Consider the following 17,673-nt stretch of genomic DNA (forward strand, 5'->3'; position numbering starts at 1 on the left):
CAGTCCCCGCTAGTTTTCACTTGGTCGCTTATTGGCGCGCGTCACGCGATGGCCGGCAAACGACAGTTGAACGCCCTTCAGCGCATCATCCGATGGGTCAATTTCCTCCTTTCACGGTAAACGCCGGGTTAATGCCTGCTATCTTCAAGCGATATCGCGCAAATTTCGGTTAACCATAAGCGGCCGCGATGCCAATTCCGGAAAATCCCAGCCCGGCGCACACCATCGGCCACATTGACAGGCTGGCATTGTCCGTCTCTGGACGTTGACGCAAACGTAAGCTATCACGGGGGAAAGGCGACAAGCACAAACACTGCGACAAGCGGAAGACACTGTGATGAGTGAAGCACTATCGATGGATGGCGGCGCCGTTCCGGCGGCAACCCCCAACGACACAACCGGCAAGAAGAAGACCTTCACCATCGGCGAGCTCGCGCGCGAGTTCGATATCACCCTTCGCACGCTGCGCTTCTATGAGGACAAGGGACTTATCAACCCCAAACGCGACGGCCAGAACCGGATGTATAACCGGCGCGACAGGGCCCGGTTGAAGCTCGTTCTGATGGGCAAGAAGGTCGGTTTCTCGCTGAACGAGATCTGCGACATGCTCGATCTCTACGACCTTCGCGACGGGCAGGTGGTGCAGCTTCGCGTGGCGCTCAACAAGTTCAACCAGCAGATCGACGTGCTCAAGGAGCAGAAGAGCCATATCGAGACGGCGATCGACGAATTATCAAGGACGGTGGAAGTTGTTTCCGGAATGCTGAAAGAGCGCGAAGCAGCCGAAAAGTGAGCCCGCGCAGAGGCTTTGGGAGGGGCCTCACACAAGACGGAGAGAGGATAATGGATAGGAGTTGACGTTTACGCAAACGTAATGTTACGTCAACGCTACGTATGGTGGCCAGCCTCGGGAGGAACGAGTTTTGCCTAGCTATCGCGCTCCGGTCGAAGATACCCTTTTCCTGCTGAACGACGTGTTCGGCATGGACAAATATTCCAACCTGCCCGGCTTTGCCGACGCCACGCCCGACCTTGTCGAGGCGATCCTCGTTGAGGGTGCGAAGCTCGCTGAGGAGGTGCTTCAGCCCCTCAACCAGAGCGGCGACCGCGAGGGGTGCTCGCGCACGGATGACGGCACGGTGACAACGCCGAAGGGGTTCGGCGATGCCTACACCCAGTTTTCCGAAGGCGGCTGGATCGGCCTTTCCGCTGATCCGGATTACGGCGGCCAGGGCCTGCCCAGCACGCTCACCGTCGCCATGAACGAATATCTGTGCTCGGCCAACATGGCGTTTTCCATGTATCCGGGCCTGACGCAGGGCGCGATTGCCGCGATCCAGGCCCACGGCTCGCCGGAGCAAAAGCAGACCTACCTGCCAAACATGCTGACCGGCGCATGGACCGGCACCATGAACCTGACCGAAGCCCATTGCGGCACGGATCTGGGCCTCATCCGAACCAAGGCCGTTCCGCAGGGCGATGGCTCCTACGCCATTTCCGGCAGCAAGATCTTCATCTCCGCGGGTGATCACGACCTTTCGCAGAACGTCATTCATCTTGTGCTGGCCCGCATCGAGGGCGCACCGGAAGGCACCAAGGGCATTTCGCTTTTCATCGTGCCGAAATTCGTTCTCAACGAGAATGGCGAGCCCGGCGAGCGCAACCCGGTCGTGTGCGGCGCGCTTGAGGAGAAGATGGGCATTCACGGCAATTCGACCTGCGTGATGAATTACGACGGGGCGAAGGGCTGGCTCATCGGCGAAGAGAACAAGGGCCTGCGCGCCATGTTCACGATGATGAACGAAGCGCGGCTCGGCGTGGCGGTTCAGGGGCTTTCGCAGTCGGAAGTCGCCTATCAGAATGCCGCCGCCTACACCAAGGACCGGCTCCAGGGACGTGCGCTCACCGGCGCAAAGGCGCCAGACAAGGCCGCAGATCCGATCATCGTTCACCCGGATGTACGCCGCACGCTGATGTCGATCCGCGCGATCAACGAGGCAGGCCGTGCGCTGGTCCTTTGGACAGCCCTTCAGGGCGACGTCTCGCACCGATCCGACGACGAGAAGGCCCGCCAGGCCGGTGATGACATGATGGGTCTCATGACCCCCGTTCTGAAAGGCGTGCTCACCGATCGCGGCTTCGACAATGCGGTCATGGCCCAGCAGATGTTCGGCGGTCACGGCTATATCGCGGAATGGGGCATGGAGCAGTTCGTGCGCGATGCGCGCATCTCCATGATCTATGAGGGCGCCAATGGCATTCAGGCGCTGGATCTTGTTGGACGCAAGCTGCCCGCCAATGGTGGCCGCGCGATCATGGGCTTTTTCAACGAGGTCGGCACGTTCCTGCAGGAAGCAGGCGCGGAAGAAACGATCGCCCCGCTTGCCGCAAGCCTGAAGGCAGGCGTTGACGATCTGCAGAAGGCCACCATGTGGTTCATGCAGAACGCCATGGCAAAGCCCGACAATGCCGGGGCCGGTTCGGTCGACTACATGCACCTCTTCGGTCTCGTCGCCATGGGCTTCATGTGGGTGAAGATGGCGCGGGTCGCCGCCGCCAAGCTGGCAGAAGGCGGTGACAGCAAGGAGGAATTCTATCGCACCAAGCTGGTGCTGGCCCGTTTCTACATGGAGCGGCTGATGCCGGAGACCGCCATGCGGCTCGCACGCATCTCCGCCGGTTGCGACACGGTGATGGAACTGCCTGCGGAAGCTTTCTGATCTGCATGACGCAGACGGGCCGGTTGGGAGGCCGGCCCGGAGAGCTTCTGCCTACAAGAATGATTGGGAGGAAATGGACGAATGACAGCCATACAGGTGCCGCGTCCGGAGTGGATGGACGAGGATCTCGTCCTTCTGGACAGCGCCGCGCGCCGGTTCTTTGATCAGGAAATCGCGCCCGACTACGAGGATTTCGTGGAAGCGGGCTGCGTGACCCGCGAGGCCTGGGAAAAGACCGGGGCCGCAGGCCTGCTGTGCGCGGAAATCGACGAGGCCTATGGCGGGGCCGGAGGCACCTTCGCCCATGATGCGGTCGTGGCCCAGATCCTGGGCGAAAAGGGGCTCGATCATTTCGGCGTGGCGCTGCATTCCACCATCGTCGCCCCCTACATCGCGCATTACGGCTCCGAAGATCAGAAGCACCGCTGGTTGCCGAAGCTCGTTTCCGGCGAATATATCGGCGCCATCGCGATGACCGAGCCTGCGGCGGGTTCCGATCTTCAGGGTGTGCGCACCACGGCGGTCAAGGACGGCAACCACTATGTGCTGAACGGTCAGAAGACCTTCATCACCAACGGTCAGCTCGCCAACCTGATCATCGTCGTCGCCAAGACCGACCCATCGATGGGCGCCAAGGGCACCTCTCTTTTCGTGGTGGAGACGGACGAGGCGGACGGCTTCCGGCGTGGGCGCAACCTCGACAAGATTGGCCTCAAGGGCAACGACACATCCGAATTGTTCTTCGACGACGTGCGTGTTCCCGCCGATGCGCTTCTGGGCCCCGAAGAAGGCCGCGGCTTCTATCAGCTCATGGAGCAGCTCCCCCAGGAGCGCCTTCTGGTGGCCATTCAGGCCATGTCGATGATCGAGCGCGCGCTCGCCGTAACGCTTGACTATGTCAAGGAGCGCAAGGCCTTCGGCAAGCGCATTCTCGATTTCCAGAACACACAGTTCAAGCTCGCCGAACTCAAGAGCGAAGCGACCATCGGACGGGTCTTTGTCGATCATTGCATCGCCCGGCACCTCAAGGGCGAACTCGATCCGACTACGGCCTCGATGGCCAAGTACTGGACGACCGATCTGCAATGCAAGGTCGTTGACGAATGCCTCCAGCTACATGGCGGCTATGGCTACATGAACGAATACCCGATTGCCCGCATGTATCAGGATGCCCGAATTCAGCGCATCTACGCGGGCACAAATGAAATCATGAAAGTTCTGATCGCCCGCAGCCTCTAGCTTGCGGCAAACCATTGACGGGAGTGATCCATGCCCGAAGCCTATATTTACGATCATGTGCGCACGCCGCGCGGTCGCGGCAAACAGGACGGCGCCTTGCACGAGGTTCCCGCCGTGCGTCTCGCCTCGGTGGCTCTGGAAGCCATCGAGGACCGCAACGAACTCGACACCAGCCTGATCGATGACGTCATTCTGGGCTGCGTCGATCCGGTGGGCGAAGCGGGCGGAGACATTGCCCGCGCCGCCGTTTTCGCGGCCGGTTATGCCGACAGCGTGCCCGGCATGCAGATCAACCGCTTTTGCGCTTCCGGTCTCGACGCGGTGAACATGGGGGCCGGTCAGATCATGTCCGGCCAGCACGATCTCGTCGTTTCCGGCGGTGTGGAGAGCATGAGCCGCATCGGCATTGGCGCATCGGGCGGGGCATGGGCGGTCGATCCGCAGGTGGCCCTGCCCTCCTATTTCATGCCGCAGGGCGTTTCCGCGGATCTCATCGCCACGAAATACGGCTTCTCGCGCGATGACGTGGACGGCTATGCCGTGGAGAGCCAGAAACGCTCGGCGAACTCCTGGGAAAAGGGCTACTTTTCCAAGTCCGTCGTCCCGGTGAAGGACATCAACGGGATCACAATCCTCGATCGCGACGAGCATATGCGTCCGGGAACGGACATGCAGTCGCTCGCCTCGCTCAACGCGTCCTTTGAACTCATGGGCTCCATGGGTGGCTTCGATGCGGTGGCCGTGCAGGCGCACCCGGAAGTGGAGGCGGTCAACCACGTCCATCATGCGGGCAATTCGTCCGGCATCGTGGATGGCGCGGCGGCCGTTCTCATCGGCAGCCGCCGGGGCGGCAAGGCGGCGGGCCTCAAGCCCCGCGCACGTATCAAGGCCTTCGCCAATATCGGGTCCGATCCGGCCCTGATGCTGACCGGCCCGGTGGACGTTACCGAAAAGCTCCTCAAGCGGGCCAAGATGACGACCTCCGACATCGACCTCTTCGAGATCAACGAGGCGTTTGCCTCCGTGGTGCTGCGCTATCGTCAGGCGCTCGACCTCGATGCCGATATCGTCAACGTGAATGGCGGCGCGATCGCGCTTGGCCATCCGCTGGGCGCAACCGGCGCAATGATCCTGGGCACGGTGCTGGATGAGCTGGAGCGGCGCGATCTCAACACCGCGCTCGTGACACTCTGCATCGGCGCGGGTATGGGCACCGCCACGATCATCGAGCGGGTTTAGCCATGACCGTCAATATCGAAGAGGAATTCTCGCGCATCACCGAGCACTGGTCACCGCGTGTGATCGCCGATGCCAACGGCCAGTCGGTAAAGCTCGCCAAGGTGAAAGGAGAATTCGTCTGGCACGACCATGCCGATGAGGACGAATTGTTCTTCATCATCAAAGGCAGCCTGACGATCCGATATCGCGACCGCGCCGATGCGGTGCTGAGCGTCGGCGACATGCATGTCGTGCCGCGCGGGATCGAGCACAACCCGATCGCCGAAGAGGAATGCTGGCTGATGCTGTTCGAGCCAGCCGACACCAGACATACCGGCGATGTGGATGCCGATCTCACCCGTTCCGGTGCCGAACAGCGCGCCCACCTGCAACCGGTCGTAACGTGAAGCCGGGAGGAGACAGATTGATGGCTTACAAGAACTTCACCATCGAAACCGATGCCGACGGCATCGCCCTCGTCACCTGGGACATGCCGGGCAAGTCCATGAATGTCTTCGACATGGAGGTGATGGACGAGCTTGAGGCGGTTTTGAACCAGACGGTCGCCGATGATGCGATCAAGGGCGTCGTCGTCACCTCCGGCAAGGAGGGGAGCTTTTCCGGCGGTGCGGATCTGACCATGCTGGAAGGCCTGTTGCGCCAGTTCCATGCCGAGAGCAGCCGGGATCCGGAAGCCGCGGCCAAGGAACTGCTGGCGCAGTCGCGCCGCATGTCCCTGCTCTACCGGGCGCTTGAGACCTGCGGCAAGCCCTGGGTTGCGGCGATCAACGGCGTCTGCATGGGCGGTGCGACGGAACTGGCGCTTGCCTGTCATGCCCGCGTCGTCTCCGACGCCGATGCGGTGAAAATCGCGTTGCCGGAGGTCAAGGTCGGCCTTTTCCCCGGTGCCGGCGGCACACAGCGCGTGATGCGGATGACGGATGCGCAGGCGGGCCTGCAATTCCTGCTTCAGGGCCGAACCCTCGATGGCACCAAGGCGAAGGCCATGGGTCTCGTTGACGAGATCGCGCCGAAGAAGAAACTCATCGAGGCCGCCAAGAAGCTCCTGAAGGCGGGCGTCGATCCGAAAAAGCCGTGGGACAAGAAGGGCTTCAAGTCTCCGTCCGGGAAAGTGTATTCCCCGCAAGGCTTCCAGTTCTGGCCCGCGGCCAACGCCATCTATCGCCGCGAAACCTTCGACAATTACCCCGGTGCGCGCGGCATTCTGCAGTCGGTCTATGAAGGCCTTCAACTGCCGATGGATCTCGCGCTTCAGGTTGAAAGCCGCTATTTCGCGAGCGTTCTGAAGAGCCCGGAGGCGGCGGCAATGATCCGCTCGCTCTTCGTCTCCATGCAGGAGTTGAACAAAGGGGCCCGCCGCCCGGCGGATCAGCGTCCCAACAAGATCAAGACCGTCGGCGTTCTGGGTGCGGGCTTCATGGGCGCGGGCATCGCCTATGTCACCGCCAAGGCGGGCATCGACGTCATCCTGCTCGACCGCGACGTGGCTGCTGCGGAAAAGGGCAAGGCCCATTCCGACGAACTCATGACCAAGGCGGTCAAGCGCGGCAAGGCAACCGCTGAGGACAAGGACAGGCTGCTTGCCCGCATCACGCCGACCACCGACTACGCCGACCTTGAGCCCTGCGATCTGATCATCGAGGCGGTGTTTGAGGACCGGGACATCAAGAAGACCGTGACGGAGGCCACCGAGGCGGTCATCAAGCCGCGGGCCGTCTATGCGTCCAACACCTCCACGCTGCCGATCAGCTCGCTGGCGGAAGCCTCCAAGCGACCGAAGAACTTCATCGGCATCCACTTCTTCTCGCCCGTCGACAAGATGATGCTGGTGGAAGTGATCATGGGCAAGAAGACCGGCGACAAGGCGCTGGCCATGGCGCTCGACTATATCCGCGCCATCAAGAAGACGCCCATCGTGGTCAATGACAGCCGAGGCTTCTACACCTCGCGCGTCGTCATGACCTATATCCGCGAAGGCCTGATGATGCTGGGCGACGGCGTTCCGGCGGCGATGATCGAGAACCTGGGCCGCATGGCCGGCATGCCCGTGGGCCCGCTTTCGCTGGCGGATGAAGTGGCGCTCGATCTTGCCTGGAAGATCGTTGCCGCGACCCGCAAGGACTTGGGCGACAAATACGTCGCCGGGCCGCTCGACAACATCCTGGAAGAGATGGTGATCAGGCGGGAACGCTTCGGGCGCAAGAACGCCAAGGGCTTTTATGACTACCCGCAAGGCGGCAAGAAGCACCTGTGGCCGGGCATCCCGGAAGTTGCCGGAAAGCCCAAGGCGGCGGATGCCTTCGACGTGGAGGAACTGAAGCAACGTCTTCTGGTGATGCAGGCGCTGGAGACCGCGCGCTGCTTTGAAGAGAAGGTGCTCACCGACGTGCGAGAGGCCGATGTCGGCTCCATTCTCGGCTTCGGATTCGCGCCGTTCACCGGCGGCACACTCTCCTATATTGACGCCATGGGCACGGAAGCCTTCGTGGAGCTCTGCAAGAAGTTCACGAAGAAATGGGGCCCACGCTTCAAACCGAACCGTCTGCTGCGCGAAATGGCGAAGAACGGCGAGACCTTCTATGGCCGTTTCGCACCCGCCGCGCAGGAAGAGGAAAAGCAGGTGGCCTGAGGCCCGCAGGTTTTCCTGTAAATGAAGTCTCTTGAGGGGGCGGGAACATCCCGCCCCCTCATGTCTTTCGGACGGCGCGAGCCGAAGCCTTGATCTTCCTGCAAGCCCTTGCCGGTCGCGTTCCTGCCCTTGAACGAGCGGGAGCAGGCAACCCTTTCAACGGAATGGCGCGGACAGGAAACGGCGCATGGGGCCAAGTGTCAGGCGATCCAGCTTCTGCCGTGAAAGCTCCAGTTCCGCCTGCAAGCGGTCGCGCTGACCGCGAAGCGCATCGCCTTTCGTCTTGAACGCATCACATTTTTCGTACATTCGGTTCAGCCCCGCCCGAAAACCGGCCTCTCGCAGGTCTGCGCGGTCCTCTTCACGAGCGAATGCTTCGGCAAAGGGCAGGATTTCCTCCCGCCGCTCCTCCATGCTCATGTTCTGGCGGCCATCGGCGGCGAATTTCACGGCTTCAATGACGAAGCGGGTTGCGAAGGTCAGCCCTTCGGCACGCAGGAACTTCCGCCACATATGTAGATCCGTCCACACATCCGGCGGCGCAGGGGCCCAGCCGACGGGCAGAGCGCGATAGGCCGACAGGTGATAGCTCGCAACCGACGGGCCGAAGAAATTCCATTTCTCGTCCAGCATCTTCTGCCGCGTTGCGGGATCGGCCAGATCGCCTTCCCGAAGCTGCAAGCCGCGGAAGAGAACGACTTCCAGCTGCAACAGATTGCCGAAATCCGCCGTCTCCATCAGCTTCGCCGATTGGGCCAGATAGTCGGGAAACCAGAGGTCGTCATCGCCCATATGCGTCACATAGCGGGCGCAGGACTGCTCCAGAACGGCATGACGATGGACCTCCCCGTGGCGCTCACCTTTCTCGAAGATAAACACCTTCACGCGCGGATCGCGTTCGGCGTAGCGACGCGCGCAATCCGCCGTCTCCGCAGGCGCGCCATCGCAGACAACGCAAAGCTCGAAATCGCGCACCGTCTGCGCCAGGACAGAGTCGATCGCGATGGGAAGGAGATCCGGTGGGCGCAGGACTGGAAGCAGGATGGTGAAAAGCGGTCCGCTCATCTCACCCGATCCCGGCCAATGCGCGCAATTCCTCTATGCGTTGAACGACCAGGGCCCCTTCGGCTGCGCTCGATTTCGGCGGCGGACCGCCCCGCACATGGGCCAGAAACGCCTCAAGTTCCAAAAGCAGCGGCATGGCGTCACCGACCGGGCATTCGCGCTTTCGTGCCGCGTTTTCACCCGGAGCCCCATCGCGAAGCACCAGGGCGGTCTCATAGGAATCCGCAAGTTGCGCGGAGCCCTTTGTCCCGATGACAACGACCGAGCGCCGCGACACGGGATGGAGAGCGGACACCTCGACCTTCACCCGGGCCCCCTCCTCCCCATCCTGCAAAATGGCAGTCATCTCGCTGCATGCCTGTGCCTGGCCATACGCGACGGCCTGACGAGCTGCCGGTATGTGCCCGAGAATTTCCAGAACGATGGACAGATCGTGGGGCATGAGGATCCAGCAGGCGTCCACATCGCAGTGCGGATTTCCCCAGCCGAGGCGATAGGTATTGATCGCCCGGATTTCACCGAGCTCGCCGTTGCGGACCATCTGGCCCAGGGCGACGATGCCGGGGTGATAGCGCCACTTGTCCATGACGAAGATGCGTTCGCCATGTCGCGCCGAAAGTTCACGCGCGCTTGCGCCATCGCAGGTCATCGGCTTTTCGACAAAAATCGGCTTTTCCCGCTCCGCCAGCATACCGAGCACCTCGGCGTGGAATACGGTGGGCACCGCGACGACATAGCCGTCAAGCGCCGGCAGGTCCTGCGTCCGCGCGCACACGGAAACGGCCCCTTGCGCCAGCGCCTCCTCGCGCGAGGCATCGCTGGGCACCGCCACATGGACATGCGCCCCGAGTTTTCTGAGGTCGCGGAAAATGAGCTTGCCCCAACGCCCGAAACCCGCGAGGCCGATTGACGGACCCATGACATGACCTCCTAGAGCGGTTTTCCGGGATTATGCGCGTTCCAATGCGCAAGGAACCGGCCTCGCATCTCCTCCAGCGAACAGGCGTCACGATCCTTTTCGGAAAGAAGCGGATCGACAGATGGCCAGTTCAGGCGAAGTCCCGGATCGTCATAGCGGCATCCGAACTCGTCGGACCCGTCCCAGTAGCTGCTGACCGCATAAACATGGACGGAGGGCACCGGGAAATAGAAGCCATGGCAAACGCCGATCGGAATGGAGACCGCTTTCGGCTTCGCGCCATCGATTTCCAGCATGACCGAACGGCCGGAGGTCGGGCTCTGCGTTCGCAAATCGTAGAGCCCGAGCACCAGCGTTCCGGCAACGGGAATGAGATAGTCGACATGATTGGCGTGCACATGCACACCGCGCAGGACATTCGGCGCGCTGTGGACCGCATTCCATTGAATGAGATCGCCGCCAATCGCCCATTCCTCGCGATACATTTCCAGAAAGACGCCGCGCCCGTCGGCATGCGGTGTCAAGACGCGCAGTTCAACGCCATCCGGCAGATCGCGCAGTGTCTCCCCCATGCCCCCTCCCAAGCTTCCCCATCGGCAGGAAGGGTTGCCCGAATTCCTGAACAGGTCAACTTCCGATCGCGCGAACGGCAAAACGCGACCCTTGCATGCACCATCGCTCTTGCCGAATACACGCGGCCCCAGCACGGCATTCGCACGGCGAACCGATGACATTCGCGAAGACACGCCCCATATTAGCGGTCGGATCGACCGGCGAAAGCCGCCTATTCTCAAGATTTGCTGCCAGAAAGAGTGGCCGGCCAAACGGAGCGACAGATGCGCAACGAAAAGCTCACCCGTTTCTTTGGAGGCTCGCCGGGCCATGTGGTCCTGCGTCTTGCGGTCATTTCCTTCGTGGTCGGCATCATCATGTCGTCCATCGATCTTTATCCGATGGATCTGATCTACTGGATCGAGGACGTGGTGCGCGGGATCTGGAACATGGGCTTTGACGCCATCCGCCGCTTCGGCAGCTACTTCCTGCTGGGCGCGATGGTCGTGGTCCCGATCTGGCTGATCGGTCGGTTCATGAAGATCGGACGCGGCGAACCGTAACCCCCGGGGGTCCTCGCAATCAGGTGAATTCCGAAGCCACCCGGTAAAACGCGGCGTGGCGATGCGCCAGCGCATCGATATCGAAGGAATAGCCGCCGCCCATCACACCTGCCAGAGCAACGCCCGCTTCGCGCACGGTCTCGATCACGAAACGATCGCGGGCAACGAGCCCCTCGTCGGAGAGCGCCAGCCTGCCGAGGCGGTCATCCCGGTGCGGATCGACACCGGCGTTGTAGAAGACGATATCCGGCCTGAAGGCTTCAACCCGCCCGGTCAGGGCTGAGCGCAAGGCCTCCAGATAGGTGTCGTCGGTCGCCCCGTCGGCCAGGCCGATATCCAGATCGGAGGGTTTCTTGCGGACCGGGTAGTTCTTCTCCGCATGTACCGACAGGGTGAACACGCTGTCATCGCCGGAAAAGATCGCCGCGGTGCCGTCGCCTTGATGCACATCGAGATCGATCACCATCGCCCGCTCGATCACCCCATCGGCCTGAAGCACGCGGATCGCCACCGCCACATCGTTAAAGACGCAGAACCCGGCCCCATGTTCAAAGCGCGCATGGTGGCTGCCACCGGCGGTGTTGCAGGCGATGCCCTCCTCCAGCGCAAGCCGCCCCGTCAGCACCGTACCGGCTGTGGCACAGCGCGCGCGGCGCGCCACGCTCTCCACCATCGGAAACCCGATCTCACGCGCGATGGAAGGCTCCACATGGCAATGGAAGACACGATCGACGTACCCGCGCTCATGGGCAAGCGCGATCCAGTCTGCCGGCGCGGGGGCGGGCATGTGGTAACTCCCCGGAGCCGCCAGCCCGTCTTCCATCAGGATCTCGGCCACGCGGCGGAACTTGCCTATGGGGAAACGATGCCCTTGTGGCAATTCGGCGTTGTAATCGGGGTTATGAACAATCGATAGTGCCATCGCGCCAGTCTAGGCGAAGTGCGATGAATGAAAAGTCGGCTGGTACCGGGTGGGGAAATGCAATAGGCAGCCTCCATTCCCTTGCGTGGTTTCCGCTCATGGTTTTCCCGCGCGCCCGTTATGATCACGGTTCTGAGTCGTTTCTCAGCATCACGCCCCACATACGGAACCCAAGATGTCCGCCGTCCAGCGCCCCTTCGAGGTGACGAACAGGTCCGTTCTGGCACTCGCAATCCCGATGACGCTGGCCTACCTGTCCACGCCCATTCTCGGCGTCGTCGATACGGCCGTGATCGGGCAATTGGGCTCCGCCGCCCTTGTCGGCGGCATCGCCGTGGGCGGGATCATCTTCGATCTGTTGTTCACGACCTTCAATTTCCTGCGCTCCGGCACCACCGGCCTCACCGCGCAGGCCACGGGTTCAGGCGACGGCAAGGAAGTGCGCGCGATCCCCTTGCGCGCGCTCATCATCGCCTTTGCGGCTGGCCTCGCCATGTTTGCCCTGCAATGGCCGATCATCGAGATCGGCCTTTATCTGCTGGGCGGCAGTGATGAGGTTCAGGCGGCCACGCGCAGCTATTTCTCCTGGCGCATCCTCGGCACGCCCTTCGCGCTCGCCAACTACGCCATTCTCGGCTGGTTTCTTGGCCTGGGACGCGCCGGACTTGGGCTCGCCCTGCAAAGCGTGCTGAACGGGGCCAATATCGTGCTTTCCATCCTGTTCGTGATGGGGCTCGGATGGGGTGTGAGCGGTGTTGCGATCGGCACAGTCATTGCGGAGACCTCCACGACCATCGTCGGCCTGGTGCTTGTCTGGCAGCATTTCAAAGGCGCGAGACTGCCGTCGCTCCAGCGGATCTTCAACCGCCACCGTTTCGCCCGGATGCTGGGCGTCAACCGCGATATCATGATCCGGTCCTTCACGGTGCTCTTCGCGTTCGCCTTCTTCACCTCGCGCGGTGCGGCGCAGGGCGATGTCATGCTGGCGGCGAACTCCATCCTCCAGAAGTTCTTCATGGTGGGCGGCTATTTCCTCGACGGGTTCGCCACCGCCGCAGAGCAGATCGTGGGACGGTCGCTTGGGGCGCGCTACCGGCCCGCCTTCGATCGCGCCGTACGCCTGACCGTCACCTGGGGCTTTGCGCTGGCCGGCATCGCGACCCTCGCCTTCTGGATCGGCGGGCCGTGGCTCATCGATCTGATGACGACCAGCGAGCCGGTCAGGGCCACCGCGCGGATCTACATGATCTGGGCTGTGCTGACGCCGCTTCTGGGGGTGATGGCCTTTCAGATGGACGGCGTCTTCATCGGAGCGACCTGGTCGCGCGACATGCGCAACATGATGCTGCTCTCGATGGCGCTTTATCTCGCCGCCTATTACGTGCTCTTCCCGCTCATGGGCAATCACGGGCTCTGGCTGGCTTTGGAGATCTTTCTGGGCGCGCGCGGGATCACTCTTTGGGCCATATGCGGGATCCGGGCGCGCGAGGCTTTTGGCGCAACCGAACAGCGCGGCGGCTGAAAACCTCCGCGTCAGGCGCGCAGGTCGCAGCCCACGGCGTCGGCCAGCGTGGCAAAGCCCCGTTCGTCCAGCTTCGCGGCCAGATGATCCAGAATGCGCCCGATAAGCTCCGGGCCTTCATAGATGAAGCCGGTATAGAGCTGGATGAGATCCGCGCCCGCGGCGATCTTCGCCCAGGCGGCTTCCGGCGTATCGATGCCGCCGACGCCGATCAACGGCAGATCCGGCCCGACGAGACCGCGCGCACGGGCCAGCATGCGGGTTGAGAGCTCGAAAAGCGGACGCCCGGAAAGGCCTCCCGCCTCCTGCGCCTTGGCCGCATCGTGCAAGCCATCGCGCGACAGCGTCGTGTTGGAGATGATCAGACCATCGATGCCGCATTCCAGCACTTCGGCACAGATGTCCTCCAGCCCCGCCTCGTCGACGTCGGGGGCAATCTTGAGCAGGACCGGGACGCTGCGCCCCACGCGAGCGATCGCATCATCGCGGGCGACAAGCGACTGTTGCAGGAGCGGACGCAGGCTCTCGCGCGCCTGGAGATCGCGCAGGCCCGGCGTGTTGGGCGAGGAAATGTTGATCGTGAAGAAGGATGCGAGATCGGCGAAAGCCGTGATGCCCGCCACATAGTCGGCAACGCGGTCCGCGGCTTCCTTGTTCGCCCCCACATTGACGCCCACGAGCCCGCCGCGCGCACGGCGACGCTCCAGCCGGGCGCGCATCGCCGCATGACCATCGTTGTTGAAGCCCATCCGGTTTATGATGGCGCGATCCTCGGCGAGGCGGAACATGCGCGGCGAGGGATTTCCAGGCTGGGCGAGCGGCGTGACGGTGCCGACCTCGACATAGCCGAAGCCAAGTCCGAGCAGCGCGTCAGGCGCCTGGGCGTTCTTGTCGAAACCGGCGGCAAGGCCGACCGGATTTGGGAAATCGAGCCCGAAAAGCGTTCGTTTCAGACGCGGGTCGACCTTGAATGACGTGCCCGGCACCAGTCCGCGGGACAAGGCCCGCATCGCAAGGTGGTGCGAGGTTTCGGGCTCGAACAGGAACATCGCCTTGCGGCCCAGCCGGTTGATCACATCGCCAAACATCTTTTGAACTCCAGCCCTTCACGCTTCCAGTTCAGGAAAGACATGCGCGCCCGCATCGTTCAGCGGCAGGGGCACAGCCCATGCGGCCAGAGCCGGATCAAGCGTTGCATAGAGATGAGGGAAGAGCGCTCCGCCGCGTGAAACTTCCCATTTGAGATCTTCGCCCAAGGCATCTGCGGGAATGGCGACAAGCACCAGGTCATCCTGCCCGGCAAAATGCTTGGCTGCCGTCTCGCGCACCTGATCGGCGCTGGAGAAGTGAATGAAGCCGTCCTGAAGGTCAATGGGGGCGCCGTGAAAGACACCCACGGCCACAGCCGCTTCCCATTCCAGCCGCGGACTGATCTTGTAGACCGTGCTCACACGCTCCTCCGTTTTCCGTTCAAACCAGCTCGCCCACCGGCGCGTCTGACGCGTGACACGATGGAAACCGGGCGGGAATCGCACCGCCCTCCCCGTCTTCCTAGCGCAAGTCATCCAAGGTTGGAATGTCAGGCAGTGTCTTGCGAAGGCGAGAAGGCGTTGCGATTCGCCTTTTGCCCCACCGTCACCTGCCTGACCGTTTCTCAGATTGCCGCCCAGTCGCGCCGATGCGATCGCGAGAACCGGACAGAGGGAGCTTTGACAATGAAATCAGAGCCATCCCTCGCCCTGAGCCGCTGTTTTCGCCTCACTTTACCAAGAAGGAATATTTGCCGGGATACGGTTGTCAGGAGGCATAAATTCCTTACACTTGCCTCTCCCATCAATCGGAGGTCGGGCCATGCTTTCCCATGATCGGGTCTGGGCGGCCATTGACACGTTGGCGAAGATCAACGGCATGTCACCCTCCGGGCTCGCCCGTCGTGCAGGCCTGGACCCTACGACGTTTAATCGCTCCAAGCGCATTGCGAGCGATGGACGACCGCGCTGGCCCTCCACGGAATCGATTTCCAAGGTCCTTGATGCGACCGGCACGGCGATCGGCGATTTCGTGATGCTGCTGAGCCCGGATCCCGCCGGTGCGCGGTGCGGCGGACCGAGCTTCGGCGAAGCTCCGCTCCAGATGCGCAACAGATCGACCGGCTTTTGCGAGGACGTGGCGGGCGGCGGCGGATCTGTGGCCCCGCCCCCTCCTGGCGCAGCCGGTGACAGGGGTCCCTTTTCCGGCGCGGAGACCGCAGACGCATTTGCGCTGGAGGTTTCCGGAAATTCCATGTTGCCGCATTATCGCGATGGCGACACGATCATTGTCTCACGCTCAAGCCCGGTGCGGCGGGGAGACCGGGTTGTGGTGCGCACCCATGACGGAGAAATCACGCCATGGGTGTTGACGCATCGCACGACGAAAATGGTGGAACTGTCGCCGATCGGCCATGAGCGCACCAAACGCGAGATGCCGACCACCGAGATCGACTGGATCCTGAGGATCACCTGGGCAAGTCAGTAGGTGCGGGCAAGGCCGCAGGGGAGGATGCGCTTGGCCGAACGGCATGGCATGCGGATCATTGCAGCGTTTTTCGCGGTTGCCGCAGCTGCCGCCATTGTCGGCTGGCTGCTTCTGCCGCAGGCCTCTCCGCCTGCGCCGAAGACAGCCGCAAGAGCGCAAGGCCCGAAATATTCCGCCAGACCGGATGGCATGTCTGCTGCGTCCTTGAAGCCGCCGGCTCCCCCCTCCCCCACACAAGCCCCACCACGCGGGCCGAAGATCGGTGAGATTGTCGCCCCGGCCCGACGTGATGTGACGCCCTCGACCCTCACCCAGATGGCCCATTCCAGCGGCCCGCTCGTGCGCGTCGAAGGGGTGGCCCCTCGCCCGAGAAAAACACGGCCTCGCAAGCGCGAGGAAACGCTTCATCGGGTTGTCGTGGTCGATGGCGGAAACTTGCGCGCCGGGAAAGAGGTTTTCAGTCTCGCGCGCATCACCGCATTGGCACTGGACGACACATGCGCTTCGCCCGAAGGCGAGGATTGGCCCTGCGGGATGGCGGCCCGCACAGCCCTTCGGCGTCTGATCCGCGGCCGCGCCGTGACGTGCAGACGCGCAGGAGCCCCTTCGGGCACTGAACAACAAGGGGCGGAGCCGGGCCTGCAGGAGCGCGGATCCAAACCGTCCTATCTGTGCGAAGTGGGCAAGCAGGATCTCGGCGAGTGGATGCTCCAGCAGGGTTGGGCGGCGCCTGCGCAAGACGATGACGCGAAGGGCCGCGCACTCACGGCGGCCGCGAAAGAAGCCGGGCGTGGCCAATGGCGGCAGGCGGGATTGCCCCCCATCACCGGTGACGGCAGCGCGACCGATCCATCTGCCGACGACACGTTCGACGATCTGGTGGAACGGCTGGAGCTCTCGCAGGAAGCCCTTCAACCTGCCCTTGGCGATCCGGATGCGACCGGCAATGCGCCCGCTGACGACTTCTTTGCAAACGCAGATCCGACGCCGCAGGGAGGCAATTCTCCCTTGCAGCCAGCCCTTCGCTAGGAGGCGGATATGCGCATGTGATCGGCGATATGCCTGCTCCACATCGCCATGCCGGAGGCGGACGGGTGAAACCCGTCGGAGCAGAAGCCTTGCGGGTCCATTTCGCTCATGCGCGAGATCGCGGTCGCGCCGCGTTCGGCGCACAAGGTGTTGCCGATCATGTTGATGAGCCGGGCCCTGCGTTCCAGGATGCGGCCCAGAAGCGGCGGCAGCGCGGGAACCTGGGTCATCACCATGATGTTCGACCAATACAGATCCGCATGCGGGAACCGCGCGCGAAGCGCGTAGAGAAGCCCGCCGAAGCCCGTCTTCCAACCCCGTCCGCTGCGGAAATTCTTGATATCGTTGGTGCCGACGGACACAAGGACATGCGTCCAGTCGCGCGGCTCGATATGGGGAACGACATGGTCACGCAGTTCCGTCGAGATCGCGCTGTTGAAGCCAGCGGTGCGATAGGTGACGGGACGGCCCGTGCGATCATTCAGATGCCGGGCGACCTGAGCGGCAAGACCGTCTTCCAGATGGTCGAGGCCGACACCGGCGGCAGAGGAATCCCCCACCACCAGCAGCCGGATTTCAGCGCCCTGGCCGGGCAGTCGCCCGCCCGGCTCGCCACGCGCAGGCAGCAGGCGCTCGACCCGCAGCCGAACGCCGATCCCCTGCCAGGCATAGACGGGAAAGGCGAGCCAGCTTGCCATGGCGGCAAGCCTTATCGCCGTGCGCCCCTCGCCCATTCCATCTCTCCCCCCAAAGATCC

Annotated in this window: 17 protein-coding genes; 10 read left to right on the forward strand and 7 right to left on the reverse strand. The window is 62.8% G+C overall.

Features of this window, described 5'->3' with window-relative positions; all coding sequences use genetic code 11:
- Positions 1-337 precede the first annotated feature (337 nt).
- The 6 genes from ABGM93_RS09615 (at position 338) to ABGM93_RS09640 (ending at position 7,827) form a co-directional block, all read left to right on the forward strand.
- Positions 338-793 carry a MerR family DNA-binding transcriptional regulator gene (locus ABGM93_RS09615; protein ID WP_321499044.1) on the forward strand — a complete coding sequence of 152 codons (456 nt, stop codon included), beginning with the start codon at positions 338-340 and terminating at the stop codon, positions 791-793.
- A gap of 130 nt (positions 794-923) precedes the next feature.
- Positions 924-2,720, forward strand: a complete 1,797-nt coding sequence (locus ABGM93_RS09620; RefSeq protein WP_321499045.1) for an acyl-CoA dehydrogenase C-terminal domain-containing protein — start codon at positions 924-926, stop codon at positions 2,718-2,720.
- Between the two features lie 81 nt (positions 2,721-2,801).
- Positions 2,802-3,959 carry an acyl-CoA dehydrogenase family protein gene (locus ABGM93_RS09625; protein WP_321499046.1) on the forward strand — a complete coding sequence of 386 codons (1,158 nt, stop codon included), beginning with the start codon at positions 2,802-2,804 and terminating at the stop codon, positions 3,957-3,959.
- Between the two features lie 30 nt (positions 3,960-3,989).
- Positions 3,990-5,198: an acetyl-CoA C-acetyltransferase gene (locus ABGM93_RS09630; RefSeq protein ID WP_321499047.1), complete on the forward strand. Its 1,209-nt coding sequence runs from the start codon at positions 3,990-3,992 to the stop codon at positions 5,196-5,198.
- A 2-nt stretch (positions 5,199-5,200) separates the two neighbouring features.
- Positions 5,201-5,584, forward strand: coding sequence for a cupin domain-containing protein (locus ABGM93_RS09635; protein ID WP_321499048.1), 384 nt, complete (start codon positions 5,201-5,203; stop codon positions 5,582-5,584).
- Positions 5,585-5,604: 20 nt separating this feature from the next.
- Complete coding sequence (locus tag ABGM93_RS09640; protein ID WP_321499049.1) at positions 5,605-7,827, forward strand: 3-hydroxyacyl-CoA dehydrogenase NAD-binding domain-containing protein; 2,223 nt, start codon at positions 5,605-5,607, stop codon at positions 7,825-7,827.
- A 156-nt stretch (positions 7,828-7,983) separates the two neighbouring features.
- Here ABGM93_RS09640 and ABGM93_RS09645 read toward each other — a convergent pair whose 3' ends face one another.
- The 3 genes from ABGM93_RS09645 to ABGM93_RS09655 are packed head-to-tail and all read right to left on the reverse strand — an operon-like array spanning position 7,984 to position 10,383.
- Positions 7,984-8,892 carry a glycosyltransferase gene (locus tag ABGM93_RS09645; protein WP_321499050.1) on the reverse strand — a complete coding sequence of 303 codons (909 nt, stop codon included), beginning with the start codon at positions 8,890-8,892 and terminating at the stop codon, positions 7,984-7,986.
- 1 nt (position 8,893) lies between these two features.
- The gene (locus ABGM93_RS09650; RefSeq protein ID WP_321499051.1) at positions 8,894-9,811 is read right to left on the reverse strand and encodes a Gfo/Idh/MocA family oxidoreductase; all 918 of its coding nucleotides are present in this window, start codon (positions 9,809-9,811) and stop codon (positions 8,894-8,896) included.
- Between the two features lie 11 nt (positions 9,812-9,822).
- Positions 9,823-10,383: a dTDP-4-dehydrorhamnose 3,5-epimerase family protein gene (locus ABGM93_RS09655; protein ID WP_321499052.1), complete on the reverse strand. Its 561-nt coding sequence runs from the start codon at positions 10,381-10,383 to the stop codon at positions 9,823-9,825.
- Between the two features lie 264 nt (positions 10,384-10,647).
- Between ABGM93_RS09655 and ABGM93_RS09660 the strand changes: the two genes are divergently transcribed.
- Positions 10,648-10,926 (forward strand): DUF6460 domain-containing protein, encoded by a 279-nt coding sequence (locus ABGM93_RS09660; protein WP_319772267.1) that lies wholly within the window; start codon positions 10,648-10,650, stop codon positions 10,924-10,926.
- Positions 10,927-10,945: 19 nt separating this feature from the next.
- Here ABGM93_RS09660 and ABGM93_RS09665 read toward each other — a convergent pair whose 3' ends face one another.
- Complete coding sequence (locus tag ABGM93_RS09665; RefSeq protein WP_319772268.1) at positions 10,946-11,848, reverse strand: histone deacetylase; 903 nt, start codon at positions 11,846-11,848, stop codon at positions 10,946-10,948.
- Between the two features lie 175 nt (positions 11,849-12,023).
- Here ABGM93_RS09665 and ABGM93_RS09670 point away from each other — a divergent pair, with 175 nt between their 5' ends.
- Positions 12,024-13,370 (forward strand): MATE family efflux transporter, encoded by a 1,347-nt coding sequence (locus ABGM93_RS09670; protein ID WP_321499053.1) that lies wholly within the window; start codon positions 12,024-12,026, stop codon positions 13,368-13,370.
- Between the two features lie 11 nt (positions 13,371-13,381).
- Here the strand turns inward: ABGM93_RS09670 and ABGM93_RS09675 are convergent, their stop codons facing one another.
- Positions 13,382-14,458: a quinone-dependent dihydroorotate dehydrogenase gene (locus tag ABGM93_RS09675; RefSeq protein ID WP_321499054.1), complete on the reverse strand. Its 1,077-nt coding sequence runs from the start codon at positions 14,456-14,458 to the stop codon at positions 13,382-13,384.
- A gap of 18 nt (positions 14,459-14,476) precedes the next feature.
- A complete protein-coding gene (locus ABGM93_RS09680; protein WP_321499055.1) occupies positions 14,477-14,821 on the reverse strand; it encodes a DUF952 domain-containing protein in 345 nt (114 codons plus the stop codon).
- Positions 14,822-15,221: 400 nt separating this feature from the next.
- Between ABGM93_RS09680 and ABGM93_RS09685 the strand changes: the two genes are divergently transcribed.
- Entirely contained in the window at positions 15,222-15,887 is a 666-nt protein-coding gene (locus ABGM93_RS09685) for a helix-turn-helix transcriptional regulator (RefSeq protein WP_321499056.1), read from the forward strand.
- Between the two features lie 30 nt (positions 15,888-15,917).
- The gene (locus ABGM93_RS09690; protein ID WP_321499057.1) at positions 15,918-16,916 is read left to right on the forward strand and encodes a thermonuclease family protein; all 999 of its coding nucleotides are present in this window, start codon (positions 15,918-15,920) and stop codon (positions 16,914-16,916) included.
- On the opposite strand, the gene ABGM93_RS09695 is transcribed toward ABGM93_RS09690, so the two are convergent.
- Positions 16,913-17,650 (reverse strand): SGNH/GDSL hydrolase family protein, encoded by a 738-nt coding sequence (locus ABGM93_RS09695; RefSeq protein WP_321499058.1) that lies wholly within the window; start codon positions 17,648-17,650, stop codon positions 16,913-16,915. The two genes, ABGM93_RS09690 and ABGM93_RS09695, sit on opposite strands and share 4 nt — an antisense overlap.
- Between the last annotated feature and the right edge of the window lie 23 nt (positions 17,651-17,673).

Source organism: Breoghania sp., assembly GCF_963674635.1.
Lineage (GTDB): Bacteria > Pseudomonadota > Alphaproteobacteria > Rhizobiales > Stappiaceae > Breoghania.

Bases quoted from the DNA above. Each gene is read 5' to 3' on its own strand.
- ABGM93_RS09615 (WP_321499044.1), top strand. From the start codon at position 338: ATGAGTGAAGCACTATCGATGGATGGCGGCGCCGTTCCGGCGGCAACC.
- ABGM93_RS09625 (WP_321499046.1), top strand. From the start codon at position 2,802: ATGACAGCCATACAGGTGCCGCGTCCGGAGTGGATGGACGAGGATCTC.
- ABGM93_RS09630 (WP_321499047.1), top strand. From the start codon at position 3,990: ATGCCCGAAGCCTATATTTACGATCATGTGCGCACGCCGCGCGGTCGC.
- ABGM93_RS09635 (WP_321499048.1), top strand. From the start codon at position 5,201: ATGACCGTCAATATCGAAGAGGAATTCTCGCGCATCACCGAGCACTGG.
- ABGM93_RS09640 (WP_321499049.1), top strand. From the start codon at position 5,605: ATGGCTTACAAGAACTTCACCATCGAAACCGATGCCGACGGCATCGCC.
- ABGM93_RS09645 (WP_321499050.1), bottom strand. From the start codon at position 8,892: ATGAGCGGACCGCTTTTCACCATCCTGCTTCCAGTCCTGCGCCCACCG.
- ABGM93_RS09650 (WP_321499051.1), bottom strand. From the start codon at position 9,811: ATGGGTCCGTCAATCGGCCTCGCGGGTTTCGGGCGTTGGGGCAAGCTC.
- ABGM93_RS09655 (WP_321499052.1), bottom strand. From the start codon at position 10,383: ATGGGGGAGACACTGCGCGATCTGCCGGATGGCGTTGAACTGCGCGTC.
- ABGM93_RS09660 (WP_319772267.1), top strand. From the start codon at position 10,648: ATGCGCAACGAAAAGCTCACCCGTTTCTTTGGAGGCTCGCCGGGCCAT.
- ABGM93_RS09665 (WP_319772268.1), bottom strand. From the start codon at position 11,848: ATGGCACTATCGATTGTTCATAACCCCGATTACAACGCCGAATTGCCA.
- ABGM93_RS09670 (WP_321499053.1), top strand. From the start codon at position 12,024: ATGTCCGCCGTCCAGCGCCCCTTCGAGGTGACGAACAGGTCCGTTCTG.
- ABGM93_RS09675 (WP_321499054.1), bottom strand. From the start codon at position 14,458: ATGTTTGGCGATGTGATCAACCGGCTGGGCCGCAAGGCGATGTTCCTG.
- ABGM93_RS09685 (WP_321499056.1), top strand. From the start codon at position 15,222: ATGCTTTCCCATGATCGGGTCTGGGCGGCCATTGACACGTTGGCGAAG.
- ABGM93_RS09695 (WP_321499058.1), bottom strand. From the start codon at position 17,650: ATGGGCGAGGGGCGCACGGCGATAAGGCTTGCCGCCATGGCAAGCTGG.